The organism is Microbacterium sp. Se63.02b (assembly GCF_014171575.1).
Lineage (GTDB): Bacteria > Actinomycetota > Actinomycetes > Actinomycetales > Microbacteriaceae > Microbacterium.
The window spans coordinates 3418365-3433437 of sequence record NZ_CP050453.1; the positions used below are offsets into that span (position 1 = coordinate 3418365).

The 15073-nt window shown below is 66.3% G+C and carries 15 protein-coding genes; 4 read left to right on the top strand and 11 right to left on the bottom strand.

Annotated elements, in window-relative coordinates; all coding sequences use genetic code 11:
- The first annotated feature begins 83 nt into the window (after positions 1 to 83).
- The gene (locus G4G29_RS17035) at positions 84 to 671 is read left to right on the top strand and encodes a TetR/AcrR family transcriptional regulator (protein ID WP_183150929.1); all 588 of its coding nucleotides are present in this window, start codon (positions 84 to 86) and stop codon (positions 669 to 671) included.
- Between the two features lie 311 nt (positions 672 to 982).
- Here G4G29_RS17035 and G4G29_RS17040 read toward each other — a convergent pair whose 3' ends face one another.
- From G4G29_RS17040 to G4G29_RS17060, 5 genes are all read right to left on the bottom strand, one after another.
- Positions 983 to 1273 (bottom strand): hypothetical protein, encoded by a 291-nt coding sequence (locus G4G29_RS17040; RefSeq protein ID WP_183150930.1) that lies wholly within the window; start codon positions 1271 to 1273, stop codon positions 983 to 985.
- Between the two features lie 64 nt (positions 1274 to 1337).
- Positions 1338 to 1982, bottom strand: a complete 645-nt coding sequence (locus G4G29_RS17045; protein WP_210274194.1) for a hypothetical protein — start codon at positions 1980 to 1982, stop codon at positions 1338 to 1340.
- Between the two features lie 59 nt (positions 1983 to 2041).
- A complete protein-coding gene (locus G4G29_RS17050; RefSeq protein WP_183150932.1) occupies positions 2042 to 2791 on the bottom strand; it encodes a DUF5626 family protein in 750 nt (249 codons plus the stop codon).
- 553 nt (positions 2792 to 3344) lie between these two features.
- Positions 3345 to 3617 (bottom strand): hypothetical protein, encoded by a 273-nt coding sequence (locus G4G29_RS17055; RefSeq protein ID WP_183150933.1) that lies wholly within the window; start codon positions 3615 to 3617, stop codon positions 3345 to 3347.
- A gap of 313 nt (positions 3618 to 3930) precedes the next feature.
- Positions 3931 to 4941, bottom strand: coding sequence for an alpha/beta hydrolase (locus G4G29_RS17060; protein ID WP_183150934.1), 1011 nt, complete (start codon positions 4939 to 4941; stop codon positions 3931 to 3933).
- A gap of 102 nt (positions 4942 to 5043) precedes the next feature.
- On the opposite strand from G4G29_RS17060, the gene G4G29_RS17065 reads away from it, so the two are divergent.
- Together G4G29_RS17065 and G4G29_RS17070 are read left to right on the top strand one after the other, a co-directional pair.
- Positions 5044 to 5205: a hypothetical protein gene (locus G4G29_RS17065; RefSeq protein ID WP_183150935.1), complete on the top strand. Its 162-nt coding sequence runs from the start codon at positions 5044 to 5046 to the stop codon at positions 5203 to 5205.
- A 407-nt stretch (positions 5206 to 5612) separates the two neighbouring features.
- The gene (locus tag G4G29_RS17070) at positions 5613 to 6098 is read left to right on the top strand and encodes a hypothetical protein (protein ID WP_244632140.1); all 486 of its coding nucleotides are present in this window, start codon (positions 5613 to 5615) and stop codon (positions 6096 to 6098) included.
- A 103-nt stretch (positions 6099 to 6201) separates the two neighbouring features.
- Here the strand turns inward: G4G29_RS17070 and G4G29_RS17075 are convergent, their stop codons facing one another.
- From G4G29_RS17075 to G4G29_RS17100, 6 genes are all read right to left on the bottom strand, one after another.
- Positions 6202 to 8361: an arylsulfatase gene (locus tag G4G29_RS17075; protein ID WP_183150936.1), complete on the bottom strand. Its 2160-nt coding sequence runs from the start codon at positions 8359 to 8361 to the stop codon at positions 6202 to 6204.
- Positions 8351 to 9655 (bottom strand): FAD-dependent oxidoreductase, encoded by a 1305-nt coding sequence (locus G4G29_RS17080; RefSeq protein WP_274601196.1) that lies wholly within the window; start codon positions 9653 to 9655, stop codon positions 8351 to 8353. The genes G4G29_RS17075 and G4G29_RS17080 overlap by 11 nt, the downstream gene beginning before the upstream one ends.
- A 78-nt stretch (positions 9656 to 9733) precedes the next feature.
- Entirely contained in the window at positions 9734 to 10612 is an 879-nt protein-coding gene (locus G4G29_RS17085; RefSeq protein ID WP_183150938.1) for a carbohydrate ABC transporter permease, read from the bottom strand.
- Positions 10609 to 11484, bottom strand: a complete 876-nt coding sequence (locus G4G29_RS17090; RefSeq protein WP_183150939.1) for a sugar ABC transporter permease — start codon at positions 11482 to 11484, stop codon at positions 10609 to 10611. Before G4G29_RS17090 ends, G4G29_RS17085 begins: the two co-directional genes overlap by 4 nt.
- Before the next feature lie 81 nt (positions 11485 to 11565).
- Positions 11566 to 12849, bottom strand: a complete 1284-nt coding sequence (locus G4G29_RS17095; RefSeq protein ID WP_183150940.1) for an extracellular solute-binding protein — start codon at positions 12847 to 12849, stop codon at positions 11566 to 11568.
- 31 nt (positions 12850 to 12880) lie between these two features.
- Positions 12881 to 13906, bottom strand: a complete 1026-nt coding sequence (locus G4G29_RS17100; RefSeq protein WP_183150941.1) for an NAD(P)-dependent alcohol dehydrogenase — start codon at positions 13904 to 13906, stop codon at positions 12881 to 12883.
- Positions 13907 to 14119: 213 nt separating this feature from the next.
- Between G4G29_RS17100 and G4G29_RS17105 the strand changes: the two genes are divergently transcribed.
- On the top strand, positions 14120 to 15064 hold the full coding sequence (locus tag G4G29_RS17105) for an AraC family transcriptional regulator (RefSeq protein WP_202045334.1): 945 nt from the start codon (positions 14120 to 14122) through the stop codon (positions 15062 to 15064).
- Positions 15065 to 15073: the final 9 nt, after the last annotated feature.

Below are 15073 nucleotides of genomic sequence, written 5' to 3' on the forward strand. Positions count from 1 at the left end.
CGAGCGACCACATCGGGTCCCGCGCTGTGAGCGCGGGGCCCTGTGTGCATTCTCTAGAGTGGGTGTGCGAGGAGGGAGCTCGGATGAGCATGCAGGACCAGCTCCGGTCGCAGCGCGTCGACAACGACGACCCGCGCGTGCTGCGCACCCGCGCCAAGCTCACCTCCGCTTACCTCGCCCTGCTCGAGCAGCAGGAGCACCCGATCACCGTCACCGCCGTGGTCGAGCGCGCCGGCGTCACACGCTCCGCCTTCTACACGCACTTCCGCGGAACCGGGGACCTGGCCATCACCGCCCTGAGCGAGTTCAGCGATGCGCTCGTGGTCCTGGCCCGAGCGGCCGTGGTCGACGGCCGCTCCAAGCGCGAGGTCAACTCACGCCTGGTCTCGGACCTCACGCGCTTCATCGAACGCCGACGCGACGTCTACCGGACGCTGCTGTCTTCCAGCGACCAGTTCGCCACCGCGATGATCGAGGTCTTCGCCGATCAGGCCCTCACGACCCTGCGCACCCGCCGACACGTCCACGGCGACCCGGAGGTCACCGCGCGCTACATGGCCCATGGGCTGATGGGCGTGCTGACCTGGTGGCTGCAAGCCGACGAACCGCTCTCCGCAGACGCGCTCGCCGCCGCGATCTCCGACATCGCGCCCGCCGACTTCTTCGACTGAAGCATCTGCCGCTTCCGCGTCCGGCGACGCTCCCTGGCGCGTGTTTCACCCCTTCCGAAGGGTGCCAGACATCGAACAACTCGTCACGAAGCCGACAGGAACTCGAGAGCGCACGGAACATGCTCGCACGTAGCAACGACCACCTACGGCGACAGCAACACACCACATCGGAAGTCGAACGGCGCCTCGCACACCTCCAAGCGCAACTCCACGCGCGCGGTAGCGACCCCACCGCACTTCACGAAACCGAACAATTCGCGGCGACCCTACGCGGTCGGCTGACCGAGCTGCAGTGGTTTGCGCACGGAGGGCTACTGGGGCGGCGGTGCGATGGCGAAAAGAAGCAGCGAAAGCAACGACGGGCCAACGGTCGCGAACAGGAGCACTGCACCCCCCACGAGGAAGCCAGCGAGCGCGAAGCCCGCTCCACGCAAGTTGCCGTCCGCCCTGGTCACCTTCCTCGACACGAGCGCAAACGCAATCGCCGCGCACGCCAGCGCCGTTCCCAACAGCCAGAGCCCACTTGCCAGCACCGCCGCAATCGCGAAGATGCAGCTGGCGAAGGCGTTACGGTCGTATTGGCCTTTTCGTTGAACTTCCACGGCTACCCTTCTTCGTGTGTGCCCAGTGATCAACCGTCAGACTACTGGGCACACACACGCTGGTTTAGTACGTAGTGGTCCAGCCGCCACCCGCGTTGACGCGCAACGACAAGTAAAGGTCCTCAGCAAGACTGCCGGAACTCCAATAGCCGTGCAGGGTGGCTACGGCAGGCTGAGATGAGGTGGAGTTCGCTCGAATCAGCGTGAGCGACTTATTCGACACTGACCCAAATGTGGCACTGATATCTTCGTCGCGGAGGTTCGAGATGGATCCGCCGCTCGCTGTCTGCTGATAGTTCGCGTAGAAGCTCAGAGTCGCATAAGCCGCGGAGTGGCTGACCTTGCAGTTGCTCGAGGAGGCCCAACCAGCCCCCGAGTAGACGGTGCATCCGGAAATTGTGCGAGCCGACAGGTCCGTAGTCGGCGCCGGTTGCGGGATCTCCAGTGCGGTCACACCGACCGACCCGTCGGCATACTTGAGTACTGTCTCTTCGAATCCGTCTCGGATCTGTGTCGTCGAAGACACGGGCTCCTCGCCCGCCTTCAGCGCGTCGATCATGCTGCCTGACTCCATCGACGCGATGAGTGCGTCTTGCGTATCGGCGTCCACCCCGTACTCCGTGAAGAACGCTCGCACGTCGGGGGTGTCATAGGGAGATTCGGTTGCCCCTGCAAGCTGAGGTGTGCCGAGCGCCATCACGAACGCCACACAGAGCGCTCCACAGATTCGGGATTTTCCCTTCGCAATCATCTCTTTGGTCCCTTTCCTTAGTAGTTCTGGGTTGTGGTCGCCGAGGCGCCGGTGACCCAGAGGTTCAGCGTGCACGTCTTGCTGCCGATCGGGTACGCACCGTTGAACTGTGTGGTCGCCTTCGCGTGGGCCGTCGTACCGGTCGCTGTGACGATGCTCAGAGACGGAGTGTCGGCGGTACCACCAACCGCGTGTACGTACGGGGAACTGACCGAGTGAATCGTTGCCGTGTTCGCGTTGGTTCGCGTGTAACTTGCCCGGAATTCCATGCTCAGCCAAGCGCCATTTGAACCGACCACGGCGCAGTCGTAATATGACGCCCACCCTGAGCCCGAGGACGTCGAGCCGCAGGACCCTACGCTTCTCACAGAGATCCCGGTGGTCTCGCTCTCCTCCGCTCCGGGCATCTGCACCTTGGATACGGATATCGAGCCGTCTGCAAATTCTGCGCGCGTGACGTTCCATCCGTGGATCTCCGAGGTGTGGACCTCGACGGGTTTCGCACCAGACATGGAGTCGATCTCCCCGCCGCTGTTGTACTCGGCGATGAGTTCGCGTGCGGTCTCAGGAGCTACCCCGTTCTGCACGAACCAGTCGTACTGATCCTGGTCTACTTCCGAGGCGGTGAGGTGCGATTGCGCGCCACCTCCGATTTCGTGGCGATATGCGTCCATGCATGTCTGACCTCTTTCATTGGGTGATTGTGTTGCCGCAGCCACCGTGGGAACGCCTGCTTCGATGCGCGTGTCGGCCCATTTATTGGACATGGCACCGGGGCTATTCCACCACCGACCTACGCGTTGGGATGCGGCTCTTGGGACCAAGCATGGATCAGCAGCCCGATTTGTGGCTGTCCCCCAAATGGAGGACAGCCGCAGGCGCCTGCCGCGCCTGATTTCATTACAGCCACAATGACGGGCCAATCACCCTCGACTGAATACTCAGTGCATACTGGAATACAACGAGAGACTTGGGGAAAGACGCCGAATCAACGAATTGCGTCGTGAGACCGAGCGATCTCCTTGGCCGTGTGCTCAGCGATTCTGTCGGAATCGACCTGGGTTTCATTCTGATCCGATATGTTTGCCTCTCCGGGCGCTTGGCACCGTGGGCCGCCGACAGTCGGGGCTGGGTGGATGCGTCGCTGCCGACGCACCCGCCCAGAGTATTCGGGCCTCCTCAGGGCAATGTCAGTCCCACCGCGTGGGCGCGGTAATTTCGTCGTTCACAAGAACCACCCGATGTCGCTCCAGCCCGGGAGCTGTGCGAGCAGAAACACGGCCCCCATGAGCACGAGTGACAGTCTGGCCAAGACCACTGCTACCAACCCACAGACGTCATCTCGTCGGCCGTGTAGAGGACGTCGGTGACGTTCTGCTGCTCGTTCTCGTGATTCTTGGGCGAGGCGACGCCTTCTGCAAGCCAGGCGACGGCCTGGCGCATGTCGTCGGCGGTCACGGCTCCCCCGATGTCCACGATCGGGCATCCGAGTACGTCCGCGGCCGTCGCGTTTCGAGCGCGCAGGGCTTCGAGCGCACCAGACAGTGCCCCGCCCACCAGGATGTAGCCGAGGCCGTTGCCGATGAGCAGCATCCAGGTGCATCATCGTCTGCCTTATGCCCGTCATCAACAAAGGTGCTCCTCTTCGGATGCAGAAGAACGCGTGCGAGTTGATGAAGGATGGTGACCAGGGACTGTCAGGTGACCCATATCGGCTCGTCACGGCGACCGTTGGTGTCCCGTTGATCCAACGGGACACCAACTGATCTGCGTACCCGGCATCTCGGGGATGAACGCGAGGACAACGCCAGCCTCAAGGAGTAGGTCCTGTGCTTGCTGAAACGCCTTTCCACTCTCCTTCTCCGGCACCCTCGTCCCGCGGGTGAGAATGTATAGCCCGTGCGATTCACCCCGCGACCGCGTGCGGGAGTGCGAGGGCCACCAGGCTCACCACGAACCTGCCGGGTTCCTCGTGCATGCAGAGGTGCGCCGAGTTCTCGAACCAGACGACGTGCTTCGCCGGCGCCTCCACCCGCTCGATCCAGCGTGCGACGGGAGGCGTCGGTGTCGTCCAGTCGTGGCGGCCCAGGAACTGCAGCATCGGCACCTCGAACGTGAGCTGATCGCGTGCGTCGAAGCCGAGCACCGCGGGAAGGACGCCGGGCATCGTCACCTGCTGCCCCACGCCGATCAACTCCAGTTCGTCGTCGGTGTAGTACGGCGAGAGTTCCTGCGACTCCATGAAATACGCGGCGTCGGATCGGTACGCCGACAGTGCGCCGTAGTGCTGCGCCCAGCGGCGGCAGGTGACGATCCGCTCGGGCGTCAGCGGCTCGCTCCCGGGATACTCCCCGAGGGCGGTGAGTTCGGCGACGGCCTGCTCGTTCTGGTCGGCGATCGCGCTCCGCATCGCGAACCCGAAGCTCTCCACCTCGTTGTCGGGCCCGGAGATGACCTGACCGACACCGATGTACGCCCAGAGCAGGTCGGGTCTCCGTTGCGCGAGCGTGAGGCCGATGATGGTTCCCCAGCTGTGCCCGAGCACCCCGACCTTCTGCACGCCCAGCTCCCCCTGGAGCCAGGCGATCAGCTCGACAAGATCGTCGACGTAGCGGTCGACGCGCAGATCCATCCCTTCGGTCGCACTCCCGGCGGACCTGCCGCTCGCGCGCTGGTCGTAGTTGACGACCGTGAAGTAGTCTTCGACGCCTCTCTGCCAGATCCACGACGAGGGCAGCGACGGAAGGGCCGGCCCGCCGTGGCAGACGATGAGCACGGGGTTCGCCGTGCTCCGACCGCGGATCGAGACGAACTGCTCGACGCCGCCGAGCTCGACGAAGGTCGTCCGATCGATCGCATCCGGGTTGGGGATCCGGCAGAGATCCGCGATCACCGCGCGGCCCGTGTCTTCGCTCATGTCCGTAGCTTAGGGAGGATGGCGGACGCCGGGCTGCCGTCAACCCCCTGACGGTGGCGACCACGCAGGCGTACGGTCGCGGAACCGAACGAAGGAGAGACGATGAGCGACCCGCAGAACACCCACGGCACGCCCGGTCCCGACGAGGAGGCCGATACGGCTTCCGGCGGATCCCCGGACGACACCCCCGACACCGACCAGGTGCTCGAGGAGGAGACCACCGACGAGGACGGGAAGCCGCTCGAGAACCCGTCAGGCGGCTGAGCGGTCCGAGGCGATGCCGTCGGGTAGCATTGCCGGGTCCGTGCGAGAACGAAGGAGGTGCACCGGTGAACGAATCGACGTGGGTGCTCCCCTCCGGGGTCACGGTCGGACGATAGGTCGTCCGGGAGCGCCTCAGAACAGCTCCCGAAAGGTGCGATCATGCACTTCACCTCCCCACACCTCCTCGCCCACGGCGTCGTCGAACGTCATTTCACTCTCGGCGACATACCCGGCATTCTGTGGACGCCGTCATCCACTCCCGCCCCGCTGATCCTGATGGGGCATCCCGGTGGACTGGAGGGCATGCATCCGCGCCTGTCGGCGCGTGCCCTCGCCTCGGCGGAACTCGGATTCGCGACCGCGACCATCGAACTCCCCGGAGGCGGCGAGCGCCCCGAGATCCGGAGATGGATCGGGCGCGGGCCGACCTGCATCAGGCGCTGCGGTCGGGGTCTCCGCTCGGCGACATCGTCGAACGACTGGTCCTGCCCCTCGTCGAGCAGGCCGTGCCGGAATGGCAGCGCGCGCTCGACGCCCTGCTCGGACTCCCCGACATCGGCGGGCCGATCGGCTACTCCGGTGGTCCCATCGCCGTGGGCGTGCGACTTGCCGCCGTCGACCATCGCATCGCCGCGGCGGGCCTGTTCGCGGGCAGCTATGTTCCGCGGACGACGTTCGACGAAGCCAGGACCATCACGATCCCGCTGCACGTCCTCCTCCAGTGGGACGACGAGGGCAACGACCGGCAGCTGGCGCTCGACCTGTTCGATGCGTTCGCGTCGACCGAGAAGACGCTCTATGCGAGCCTCGGCGGGCACCGCGGCGTACCCCCGCAGGCAGGAGAGGATGCTGCCCGGTTCTTCGCCAGGCACCTCGCACCGCGGGAGGACTGAGGGTCGAGAGCGAAGTCCGTCCCCTGCAGGAACGGATCGGCGCGCCGGGACTCGCCGGGCGATCCGGTACGACACCACCGTCCGGACAGGAGCAGAGAGCGTGTCACCCGTCCATGAGCTCGCGAAGCAGGGCTTCGGATTGCTCTCCACTCCGAGGTCGCGGGTGGATCTCGACCGTCGCTCGCAGAATCCGCCCCGTATAGGGGAACCGGCCGTCGTAGTCGCGGACGACCGAGGCATCCTGATCGCGTCCGCACTGCGCTGAGCCCATGAAGAACCGCAGTTGCGGCACCCAGGAGACGTCGGCGTCCGCCGGGGTGCTCGTCACGTCCGTCCCGACCCGGATCGTCGCCGAGCGACCCTCCGTCAGGACGAGGGTCGCCTGCACCTTCCGCGCACCGACGTGTTCGCCGCGCGCGAGCGAGACGGCGGTGACGGCCTCCAGCGCGTTCACCGCGAACGTCAATCGACCGTCCCGCACATACAGACTCACTCCGCCGAACCTGTCGCCCATCGCCAGCAGCACTCCCTCATCCGCGCCGCCGACGGGCGAGAGATCGACCTCGACCGAGAAGTCGTGCCCGGAGATCGCGGGCGCGGCGGCCTGCGGCACCGGGGTCATACCGGGCACCAAGATCCAGCGGGTGCGATCGGGGTGTTCCGCGAACAGCTGCGACTTTCCCCGGTTGCCGAGCGGGAACACCTGGTTCGCAGCGGCCTGTTCGTTCCACAGCTCGATGAGCTTCACCAGCCGCTGTGGATGTCGGGCACTCAGGTCGGTCGTCTCTGCGGGGTCGGCGTCGAGGTGATAGAGCTCCCACCGATCATCCGCGAAGTCGTCGCCCTGGCGGTGGAACGTGACCGCTTTCCAGCCGTCGGCGAGCAAGGCGCGGTGCCCGGCGACCTCGAAGTACTGCGGTGCGCGCTCACCGAGGGCATCCGTCGCGGTGAACGTCGGGACCAGCGAGCGTCCGTGCAGCGGCATCTGTTCGATGCCCCGCACCGTCGAAGGCGGCTCCACGCCGGCGAGCTCGAGAACGGTCGGCACCAGGTCCGTCACGAACGACCGGGTGTCATCATGCATCCCGCGACGGGACACCGGAGCACCGGAGATGATGAGCGGCGAACGCGTGCCTCCGGCGTGCACCGTGTGCTTGTACCGTCGGAAAGGGGTGTTCGACGCCTGCCCCCACCCGGCCGGGTACTGGTTGTAGTAGCGGCCGGTGCCGATCGCGGCGAGATCCACCTCGACCGCGCCTTCCGGAGCATCGTTGAGCACCGCCTCCTCGCTCAGGGCGCCCAACGGCCCGCCGGCATTCGTCGCTCCGTTGTCCGACAGCACGACGACGAGTGTCTCGCCTTCGGGGTCGGCGGCCGCGATCGCATCCAGCAGCCGCCCGAGTTCGGCATCGGCGTGTTCGAGATGGGCGGCGTACGCTTCCATCAGCCGTTCTGCGACGTCTCGCTCTTCGGCGGTCAACGACTCCCACACCGGGATCGCCGGATCCGCCTCGGGAAGCACGGTGTCGACCGGGATCACACCGAGCTCACGCTGCCGCTCGAAACGACGGCGGCGCTCCTCCTCCCATCCGTGGGCGAACGCACCGCGATATCTGTCGAGATACTCCCGCGGAGCGTGGTGTGGGGAGTGCACCGCCCCGAAGGAGAGCATCGCGAATGACGGGTCGTCCGGACGCGCGTACCGGTGATCCGTGATCCATCGCACGGCCTCGTCGACGATGATCTCCGAGATGTGCCGACCACCATACGCTGCCAGGTCGACGAACGAGTTGTCCTGCACGAGCTCGGGGCGGAACTGGTGCACGCGACCCGCGAGGAAGCCGAAGAACCGATCGAACCCTCTCGCCAGCGGCCATTCGTCATAGGGTCCGCCGGGGCCGGATGCCGCGTTCGGACTCAGATGCCACTTCCCGAACAGTCCCGATGCGTACCCTGCGTCCTTCAGCAGCAGCGGGAGCATCGCAGCCGACGACGGTATCGATCCCGTGTATCCCGGATCGCCCGAGGCGAACTGCACGATCGTGCCCATGCCGACTGCGTGCGGATTGCGACCCGTCAACAGCGCGGCGCGGGTGGGCGAGCACAGCGGCGTGACGTCGAAGCCGGTGTAGCGGAGTCCTTCCGCCGCGAGTCGATCGATGTGCGGTGTGCGGATCGACGATCCGTAGCAGCCGAGATCGGAGTAGCCCATGTCGTCGAACAGCACGACGACGACATGGGGACGACGGGAGTCAGCTGACATCGTCGACGTCCACGATCGCTCCCTGCCCCCGCAGCACCGCCTGTACGCGTGCGATATCGACCGCTCTGGGCTGCACCTTCGAAGCGATGGCGACCGCCGCCGCGACCCCGGCACCATGACCGATGGCCGCGCAGGTCGCGCCGACGCGCATGGATCCGAGCGCATCACGGTCGACCGACACGCACCGACCGGCCGCGAGCAGGCCATCGATCTCGCGGGGCACCATCACCCGGTAGGAGATGTCGAACGGCTCGGGAACGAACATCGAGTGCGTCCCGACCTGCTTCTCGGTCGGGTGCACGTCGATCGGCCAGCATCCGACGGCGATGCTGTCTTCGAAGCGTCTCGCCGCACGGACGTCGTCTCCCGTCATGACGACCTCTCCGACCAGGCGCCGCGTCTCGCGCACCCCGATCTGAGTACTCGTCTGGATCAGCTTCGCGTTCTCGAACGCCGGTACCGAGGAGGTGAAGTAGTCGACGATACGGCGCGTGTCCTGTCGTCCCTCGATCTCGGCACGGCTGAGTTCGGCAGCGACCGAGGCGTCGCCCACGATGCGTGTCGAGTTCACCCAGACGAGATCGCGGTCCAGCCCGCCGAACCAGGGACCGCCGTATCGGGGCAGCTCGCCCCGCTCCGCCGCCCTGGCCATCGCCGCGCTGTCGACGACGATGTCCAGACGCGAACTGGAGTACTCGGTGAGGATCGGATCCCGCAACACGCCGGCCTCCGGCCCGATCGGCAGGAGCGTCGGCACGTCGTGACGCACGGTGGGGTCGGGTTCCGCACCGGATAGACGGAACGACATCGTCATGGGTTGCAGGCTGTCGGACTTCGTCCACTCCGCGCCGCTGCGCTCGATGAAGTCTCCGTCTCCGGTGCAGTCGATCGTGACACCGGCGAGAACCGCTCCGCGACCGTCCTTGTTCTCGACGAACGCGCCCACCACGCGGGGGCCCTCCATGATCGGCGTCGCGCCCCACGTATGGAACAGCATCTCGACGCCCGACTCCTGCAGCAGCTCGTCGGCGACGCGTTTCATGACCTCGGGCTCCGTGTTGATCACGAAGCCGTTGTCGAAGCGCGCGCCGTCCTGCTGCTCGGCGCGCTCCACCCACTCGCCGCCGATGCCCGCGACGCAGCGCGAGTACGGGCGCAGCCAGGAGTTGAATCCGGCGAGCGTGAGCACCATCCCGGCGGTCCACATGCCACCGAGGAATCCGTGCCGTTCGAGCACGAGCGTGCGGGCCCCGGCGCGTGGCGCCCACGGCCGCGGCGACGCCGGCCGGACCACCGCCGATGACGAGCACGTCGACCTCGGCGATGACCGGTATCTCCCGTGCGGACTCTGTGATCTTCTCGGACATCTTCTTCAACCCTTCGATGCGCCGGCCGTCATCCCGCTGACGAGATACGGCTGGAGGAACCAGTAAACGACCATGACCGGAAGGATCGAGATGAGGCCCGCGGCCATCAGCTCGCTCCAGTTGATCTCCACGTCGCCGATCATCGACGCGATGCCCTGGGGGATCGTCCAGTTGTCGCGTGAGAGCAGAAGCGTCCTCGCGAACAGCAGGTCGGTCCACGCCGAGGTCGCGGCAAGTCCGAAGCAGGCGGCCAGACCGGGGACCGAGACAGGGAGGATCATCCGCCAGAGGATGCCCCATCGAGTGCACCCGTCGACCATCGCCGCCTCGTCGATGTCGCGCGGAATGCCGTCGAAGTATCCCTTCAGTGTGAGCGCCGTCAGGGGTGTGATCGCCGCGGTGTTGGTGAGGATCACCGCCATCGAGGTGTCGAGCATCCCGAAGGTCTGGAACAGCACGAAGAACGGCAGCGCGAGGAGCGTACCGGGGAGCACGCGCCCCATGAGGAAGGAGTATGCGACGAACTTCTGCCCCGGGACCACGAACCGCGACATGGCGTACGCCGCCGTGACCGAGACCAGCGTGCTGAGCAGGGCGGCGCCGATCGTGACGATCCCCGACTGCACCAGCCACTTCAGGATGGCCGATTCGGCGAACAGCTGCACGAACGCGTCGAAGGTGAACGGCTTGCCGATGGGGATGAGCGCGGGGTTGCGGGAGAGCACCTCCGACGTCGGCAGGATCGCCGTCACGAACATCCAGTAGATCGGGAAGAACATGAAGACGATGAGCACGATCATGGCGATGAACGGCCAGTTGATCCATCGGCGACGACGACCCACCGGTCGTCCGATGGCTGTCGAGTCGAGAGTGGTGGTGGTCACAGGAATCCCTCCAGAGCGCCCTTGCTGTTGCGCTTGAGCAGCACCGCGACGAGGACGCCGACCAGGACGAAGGTCACGACACCGAGCGTCGCGGCGTTACCCATGTCGAAGTCCTCGAACGCCAGGTTGAAGACACGGACGGCGACCGTCTCGGTCGCCCCGTCGGGTCCGCCCTGCGTGGAGCCGTAGATGAAATCGAAGTCACGGAACGAGTGCATCGCACTGAAGATCGTGGCGACGAGGATGAACGGTGCCAGGCCGGGCAGCGTCACCCAGCGAAGTCGCGCCCACCAGCCGGCGCCATCGACCTGTGCAGCCTCGTACTGCTCGCGCGGGATGGACTGGAGCCCGGCGAGGAGCATGAGCGTGAAGTACGGGATCGCCTTCCAGCTGGTCGGGAGGATCACCGCGAGGAGCGCGAGAGCAGGGTCCCCGAACCAGTTGACGTCGGTGTCGATGAGGCCGAGGGTACGCAGCATGTAATTGAACACGCCGTAGGTGGGCTGCATCATCCAGACGAACGCGATCGTCGCCGTGATGCCGGGCACGGCCCACGGAACCAGCGCGAGAGTGCGCATCACGCGCTGCCCCGGCATCCTCTGATTGAGCAGCAGCGCGGTGAAGAGACCGGCGATGAACGGAAGCAGCGTCGAGCCGATCACATAGACGATGGCGACGCCGAAGCTGCGCCAAGTGTCAGGGTCGCTGAGGACTTCGCCGTAGTTGACCAGACTCAGCGGTGCTTCGAAGATCGCTCCGAGCTTGCCGAGTTTGATGTCTCGCAGGCTGATGCCACCGAGCAGCAGCAGGGCGAAGGCGAGGGAGCCGACGACGGCGATGAGGCTCGGAGCGAGATACCCGAGCACCACCACCTTGCGTCCGAACGCGCGGCCACGCCGGGCCGCCTGTGGGCGACCCGGCGCGGACTGCGCGTTCCAGGGAACGGGCGGAGGTCACGGCGTGAGTCCTGCGTTCGTCAGCTTCTCGTCGAGGTCCGCGAGCACATCGGCGGTGGGTGCATCGCCCTGCAGCAGCACGTGCAGCTGGGCGCCGACGACATCGGCGAACTTCGCGTAGTCGGCACGCACGCCCTGAGCGCTCGTGTCGATGATCGGTGCGCTGTTCTCCCACGCTTCCACGATCGGAGCGGTGAGCGGGTCTTCGAGCAGGGCATCGGCGGAGCCGGGGCGCGCCGTCGGGCTTGTCACGATCGTCGCGTACTGCTCGAGCGATTCCTTCGAGATGACGAACTCGAGGAACTTCTCGGCCGCAGCCTTGGTGTCGTCGTCGAGGTCGGAGGCCATGGAGAAGCCGTGGCTGATGTCGCCGGGGTTGACCTCGAAGGGCGCCTTGGCGATCTTCAGGGAGTCGACGAGCGCGGGGTCCGCCGTCGCCTGCACGGTCGAGTAGTAGAACGGCCCCTCGATCATCATGGCGCTGTTGCCGTTGAGGAAGGCCTCCCGCTTGGCGGCGAAGTTCGTGCCGACCGGGCTGTACTCGGTGCCCAGTTCGCGCCAGACGTCGAGCGCTTCGACGACATCGTCCGAGGCGAAGCTCCACTCGCCGTCATCGATCCACTCGGCCCCCCTCCCAGCGGTGAACACCAGTGCGTCGCGGACGAAGTTGGCGGTGTTGTCGTCGGTGATGGCGTAGCCGAATGCGTCTCCGGGCAGATCGGTGACCGCTTTCGCCGCGGCCACCAACTCCTCATCGGTCGTCGGCACCTCGACGCCCGCCTCGGCGAGCAGCGCTTCGTTGTAGAAGAGCGTGTAGCCGTAGTCGACCGTCAGGACGCCGTACGTCGTATCGTTCCACTCCATGGCTCCCTGAGACTCCGGCCACTCTGCGGGCACGTCCGTCTCGGCGACGAAGTCGTCGAGCGGCTCCAGGAAACCGGCCTCGGCCCAGGCGGGCAGGCTGCTGATAGGCGTGGGCACGTGGATGATGTCGGGACCGGCGCCGGCGACCGCCTGGGTCGTGACCGTCGAGATGTAGTCGGCATAGGCGATCTGCTGGATGTCGACCGTGATGCCCGGGTTCGCTTCCTCGAACTCGGGGATGATGGTGTCGAACCACACTCCGGTCTGCTCGGTGTGCGCCCAGGTGCTCAGCGTGAGCGTGACGTCTTCGGCGGTGGCGTCGGGATCGACGTCGGAATCGGCAGGGGCGGAGCATGCGACCAGACCGGTCGCGAGCACGGCTGTCACGGCAATGGCAGGGATACGTCGTCGTTCCATGGGTGGTGCCTTTCTGTGTTTTCGGGCGGGTTCAGAGTTGCGGCAGGATGAGGGTCTTGAAGACGCCGGCGCGACCGGCGGTGTCGATCGCCTCGCCGCTGTCCGCGAGGGGGAAGCGGTGCGAGATCAGCGGCTCCACCCGCACGCGGCCGGTCGCTACCAGCTCGATCGCAACGGGGAAGCAGTTCGCGTACCGGAAGACGCCGGTGATGACGAGCTCCTTCTCCTGGATCCAAGATGCGGGGATGTCGAGGCCCTCGGAGGCGCCCATCCCGACCAGGACCGCCACCCCTGCCCGTCCCAGACGCGCGATGCCGTCACGGGCGGCGCGACCGTTCCCGGAGCACTCGATGTGCACGTCGAACTCGGCATCCAGGTCTGCGAGCTCGCCGGCGGGCACCGTCGCATCCGCGCCGAGCTCGGCTGCGAGGCGGAGCTTCTCGGGATCGATGTCGGTCACGGTGACCTGGCTCGCACCGAAGGCGCGGGCGGTCTGGGCCGTGAGCAGCCCCACAGGACCCGCTCCGGTGACGAGCACCCGAGCGCCCGGTGCGATGGCCGCCTTGCGACAGGCCCACACCGAGACGGCGAGCGGCTCGACGAGGGCTCCCTGCTCGGTGGAGACGTTCTCGGGGAGCGAGAAGGCGTAGTCCGCGCGGATCGCGACCACACTCTGCAAGGTGCCGTCGACCGGCGGCGTCGCATGGAAGATCACGTCGGGGCAGAGGTTGTAGCGACCGGTACGGCACTGCTCGCAACGCCCGCAGGGTACGCCCGGCTCGATCGCGACGCGGTCGCCGACGCGGTGGGAGGTGACTTCGGCGCCCAGGGCGACGACCACACCGGCGGTCTCATGTCCGAGCACGAGAGGCGCCTCGACGACGTACTGACCGATCCGCCCGTGTCGGAAGTAATGAGCATCGGAGCCGCACACGCCGACGGCCTCGACCCGGACCAGAACCTCGTCGGCGGCGAGCTCGGGCACGGTGCGCTCTTCGATGACCATCCGTCCGACGTCGGTGAGAACAGCAGCGCGGTTGGGCGATTCATACGGCATGAGGTCGGGTTCTTCCTTGGACTCGATCGGGAGACGAAGCTGTCTGCCGCCCGAGTCTAGGAAGGGGAAGCGGAGGCGGGATAGCCACGCTGACACCTCTTGATGGTACTTCCTTGCCGTGATTAGCCGATGAAGCACGAACTTGAGTGCAGAATGCACCAGATATGGCGCTATCGTTGTGCGCAGATCGGAGAGCACATGCAAAGGATTACCGTGCCGGATCGCCTCGACACCCTCACCGGAAACGCTCTCAAGGCGCCGCCCTTCCGTGAGGTGATCCCCCGCGACCCCGGTGCCTCGTTCCGCTGGCACGAGCACGATTATCCGAACCCTCTCGCCCGCTGGAATCGTCATCCCGAGTACGAGATCCACCTCATCCGACACGGCGCGGGACGCTACATCATCGGCGACGCCGTCGGCCCGTTCGGAGCAGGACAGCTGTTCTTCGTCGGATCGAACCTGCCCCACGATTGGATCAGCGACCTGCGACCGGGGGACGTCCTCCCCGGTCGCGACGTGGTGCTGCAGTTCGACCCCGCATGGTTCGAGCGCCTCCGGGAGGTGGTGCCGGAACTGGGCGACATGTCGGCTCTGCTCGCCCGGTCGCGTCGGGGCATCGAGTTCCGCGGTGAGACGGCTCGCGAAGGAGCCCGACTGCTCGAGAGCATCGGCTCGCAGTCGGGTGCCGCCGCGATCGCCGACTTCCTCTCGCTCCTCGCCGCGCTGAGCCGCGCACCGTCGGGCGACTTCCGCACGCTGAGTTCCCGCCCGGTCGATCACGGTATGAGTGACGACCCCTCCGACGTGGTGGCATCGGCTCTGGACTACATCTTCGCGAATCTGGACTCGGAGCCGCGCCTCTCGGTCGCGGCGCGCATCGCGAACATGTCGGAGTCAGCGTTCTCCCGCTACTTCAAGAACGCCAGCGGACAGACGTTCAGCGGCATGGTCAAACGCCTGCGCCTGACCCAGGCCTGCCGCCTCCTCGTGCACACCGACGCCACCGTGGCCCAGATCGCGCAGTCCGTCGGATACTCGAACCTGTCGAACTTCAACCGACGCTTCCGCGACGAGTACGACATGACGCCCTCCGACTACCGCCGCACCCGTGTACGCGCTGGGCTCTCGGCTGTCCTGATGGACACCGCGAACCTCTGACCGACCGGG

What these genes read in the sequence shown, in the direction of transcription:
- G4G29_RS17035 (WP_183150929.1), top strand. Translation starts at nt 84, where the DNA reads ATGAGCATGCAGGACCAGCTCCGGTCGCAGCGCGTCGACAACGACGAC.
- G4G29_RS17050 (WP_183150932.1), bottom strand. Translation starts at nt 2,791, where the DNA reads ATGTCCAATAAATGGGCCGACACGCGCATCGAAGCAGGCGTTCCCACG.
- G4G29_RS17055 (WP_183150933.1), bottom strand. Translation starts at nt 3,617, where the DNA reads ATGCTGCTCATCGGCAACGGCCTCGGCTACATCCTGGTGGGCGGGGCA.
- G4G29_RS17060 (WP_183150934.1), bottom strand. Translation starts at nt 4,941, where the DNA reads ATGAGCGAAGACACGGGCCGCGCGGTGATCGCGGATCTCTGCCGGATC.
- G4G29_RS17065 (WP_183150935.1), top strand. Translation starts at nt 5,044, where the DNA reads ATGAGCGACCCGCAGAACACCCACGGCACGCCCGGTCCCGACGAGGAG.
- G4G29_RS17070 (WP_244632140.1), top strand. Translation starts at nt 5,613, where the DNA reads ATGGATCGGGCGCGGGCCGACCTGCATCAGGCGCTGCGGTCGGGGTCT.
- G4G29_RS17075 (WP_183150936.1), bottom strand. Translation starts at nt 8,361, where the DNA reads ATGTCAGCTGACTCCCGTCGTCCCCATGTCGTCGTCGTGCTGTTCGAC.
- G4G29_RS17095 (WP_183150940.1), bottom strand. Translation starts at nt 12,849, where the DNA reads ATGGAACGACGACGTATCCCTGCCATTGCCGTGACAGCCGTGCTCGCG.
- G4G29_RS17100 (WP_183150941.1), bottom strand. Translation starts at nt 13,906, where the DNA reads ATGCCGTATGAATCGCCCAACCGCGCTGCTGTTCTCACCGACGTCGGA.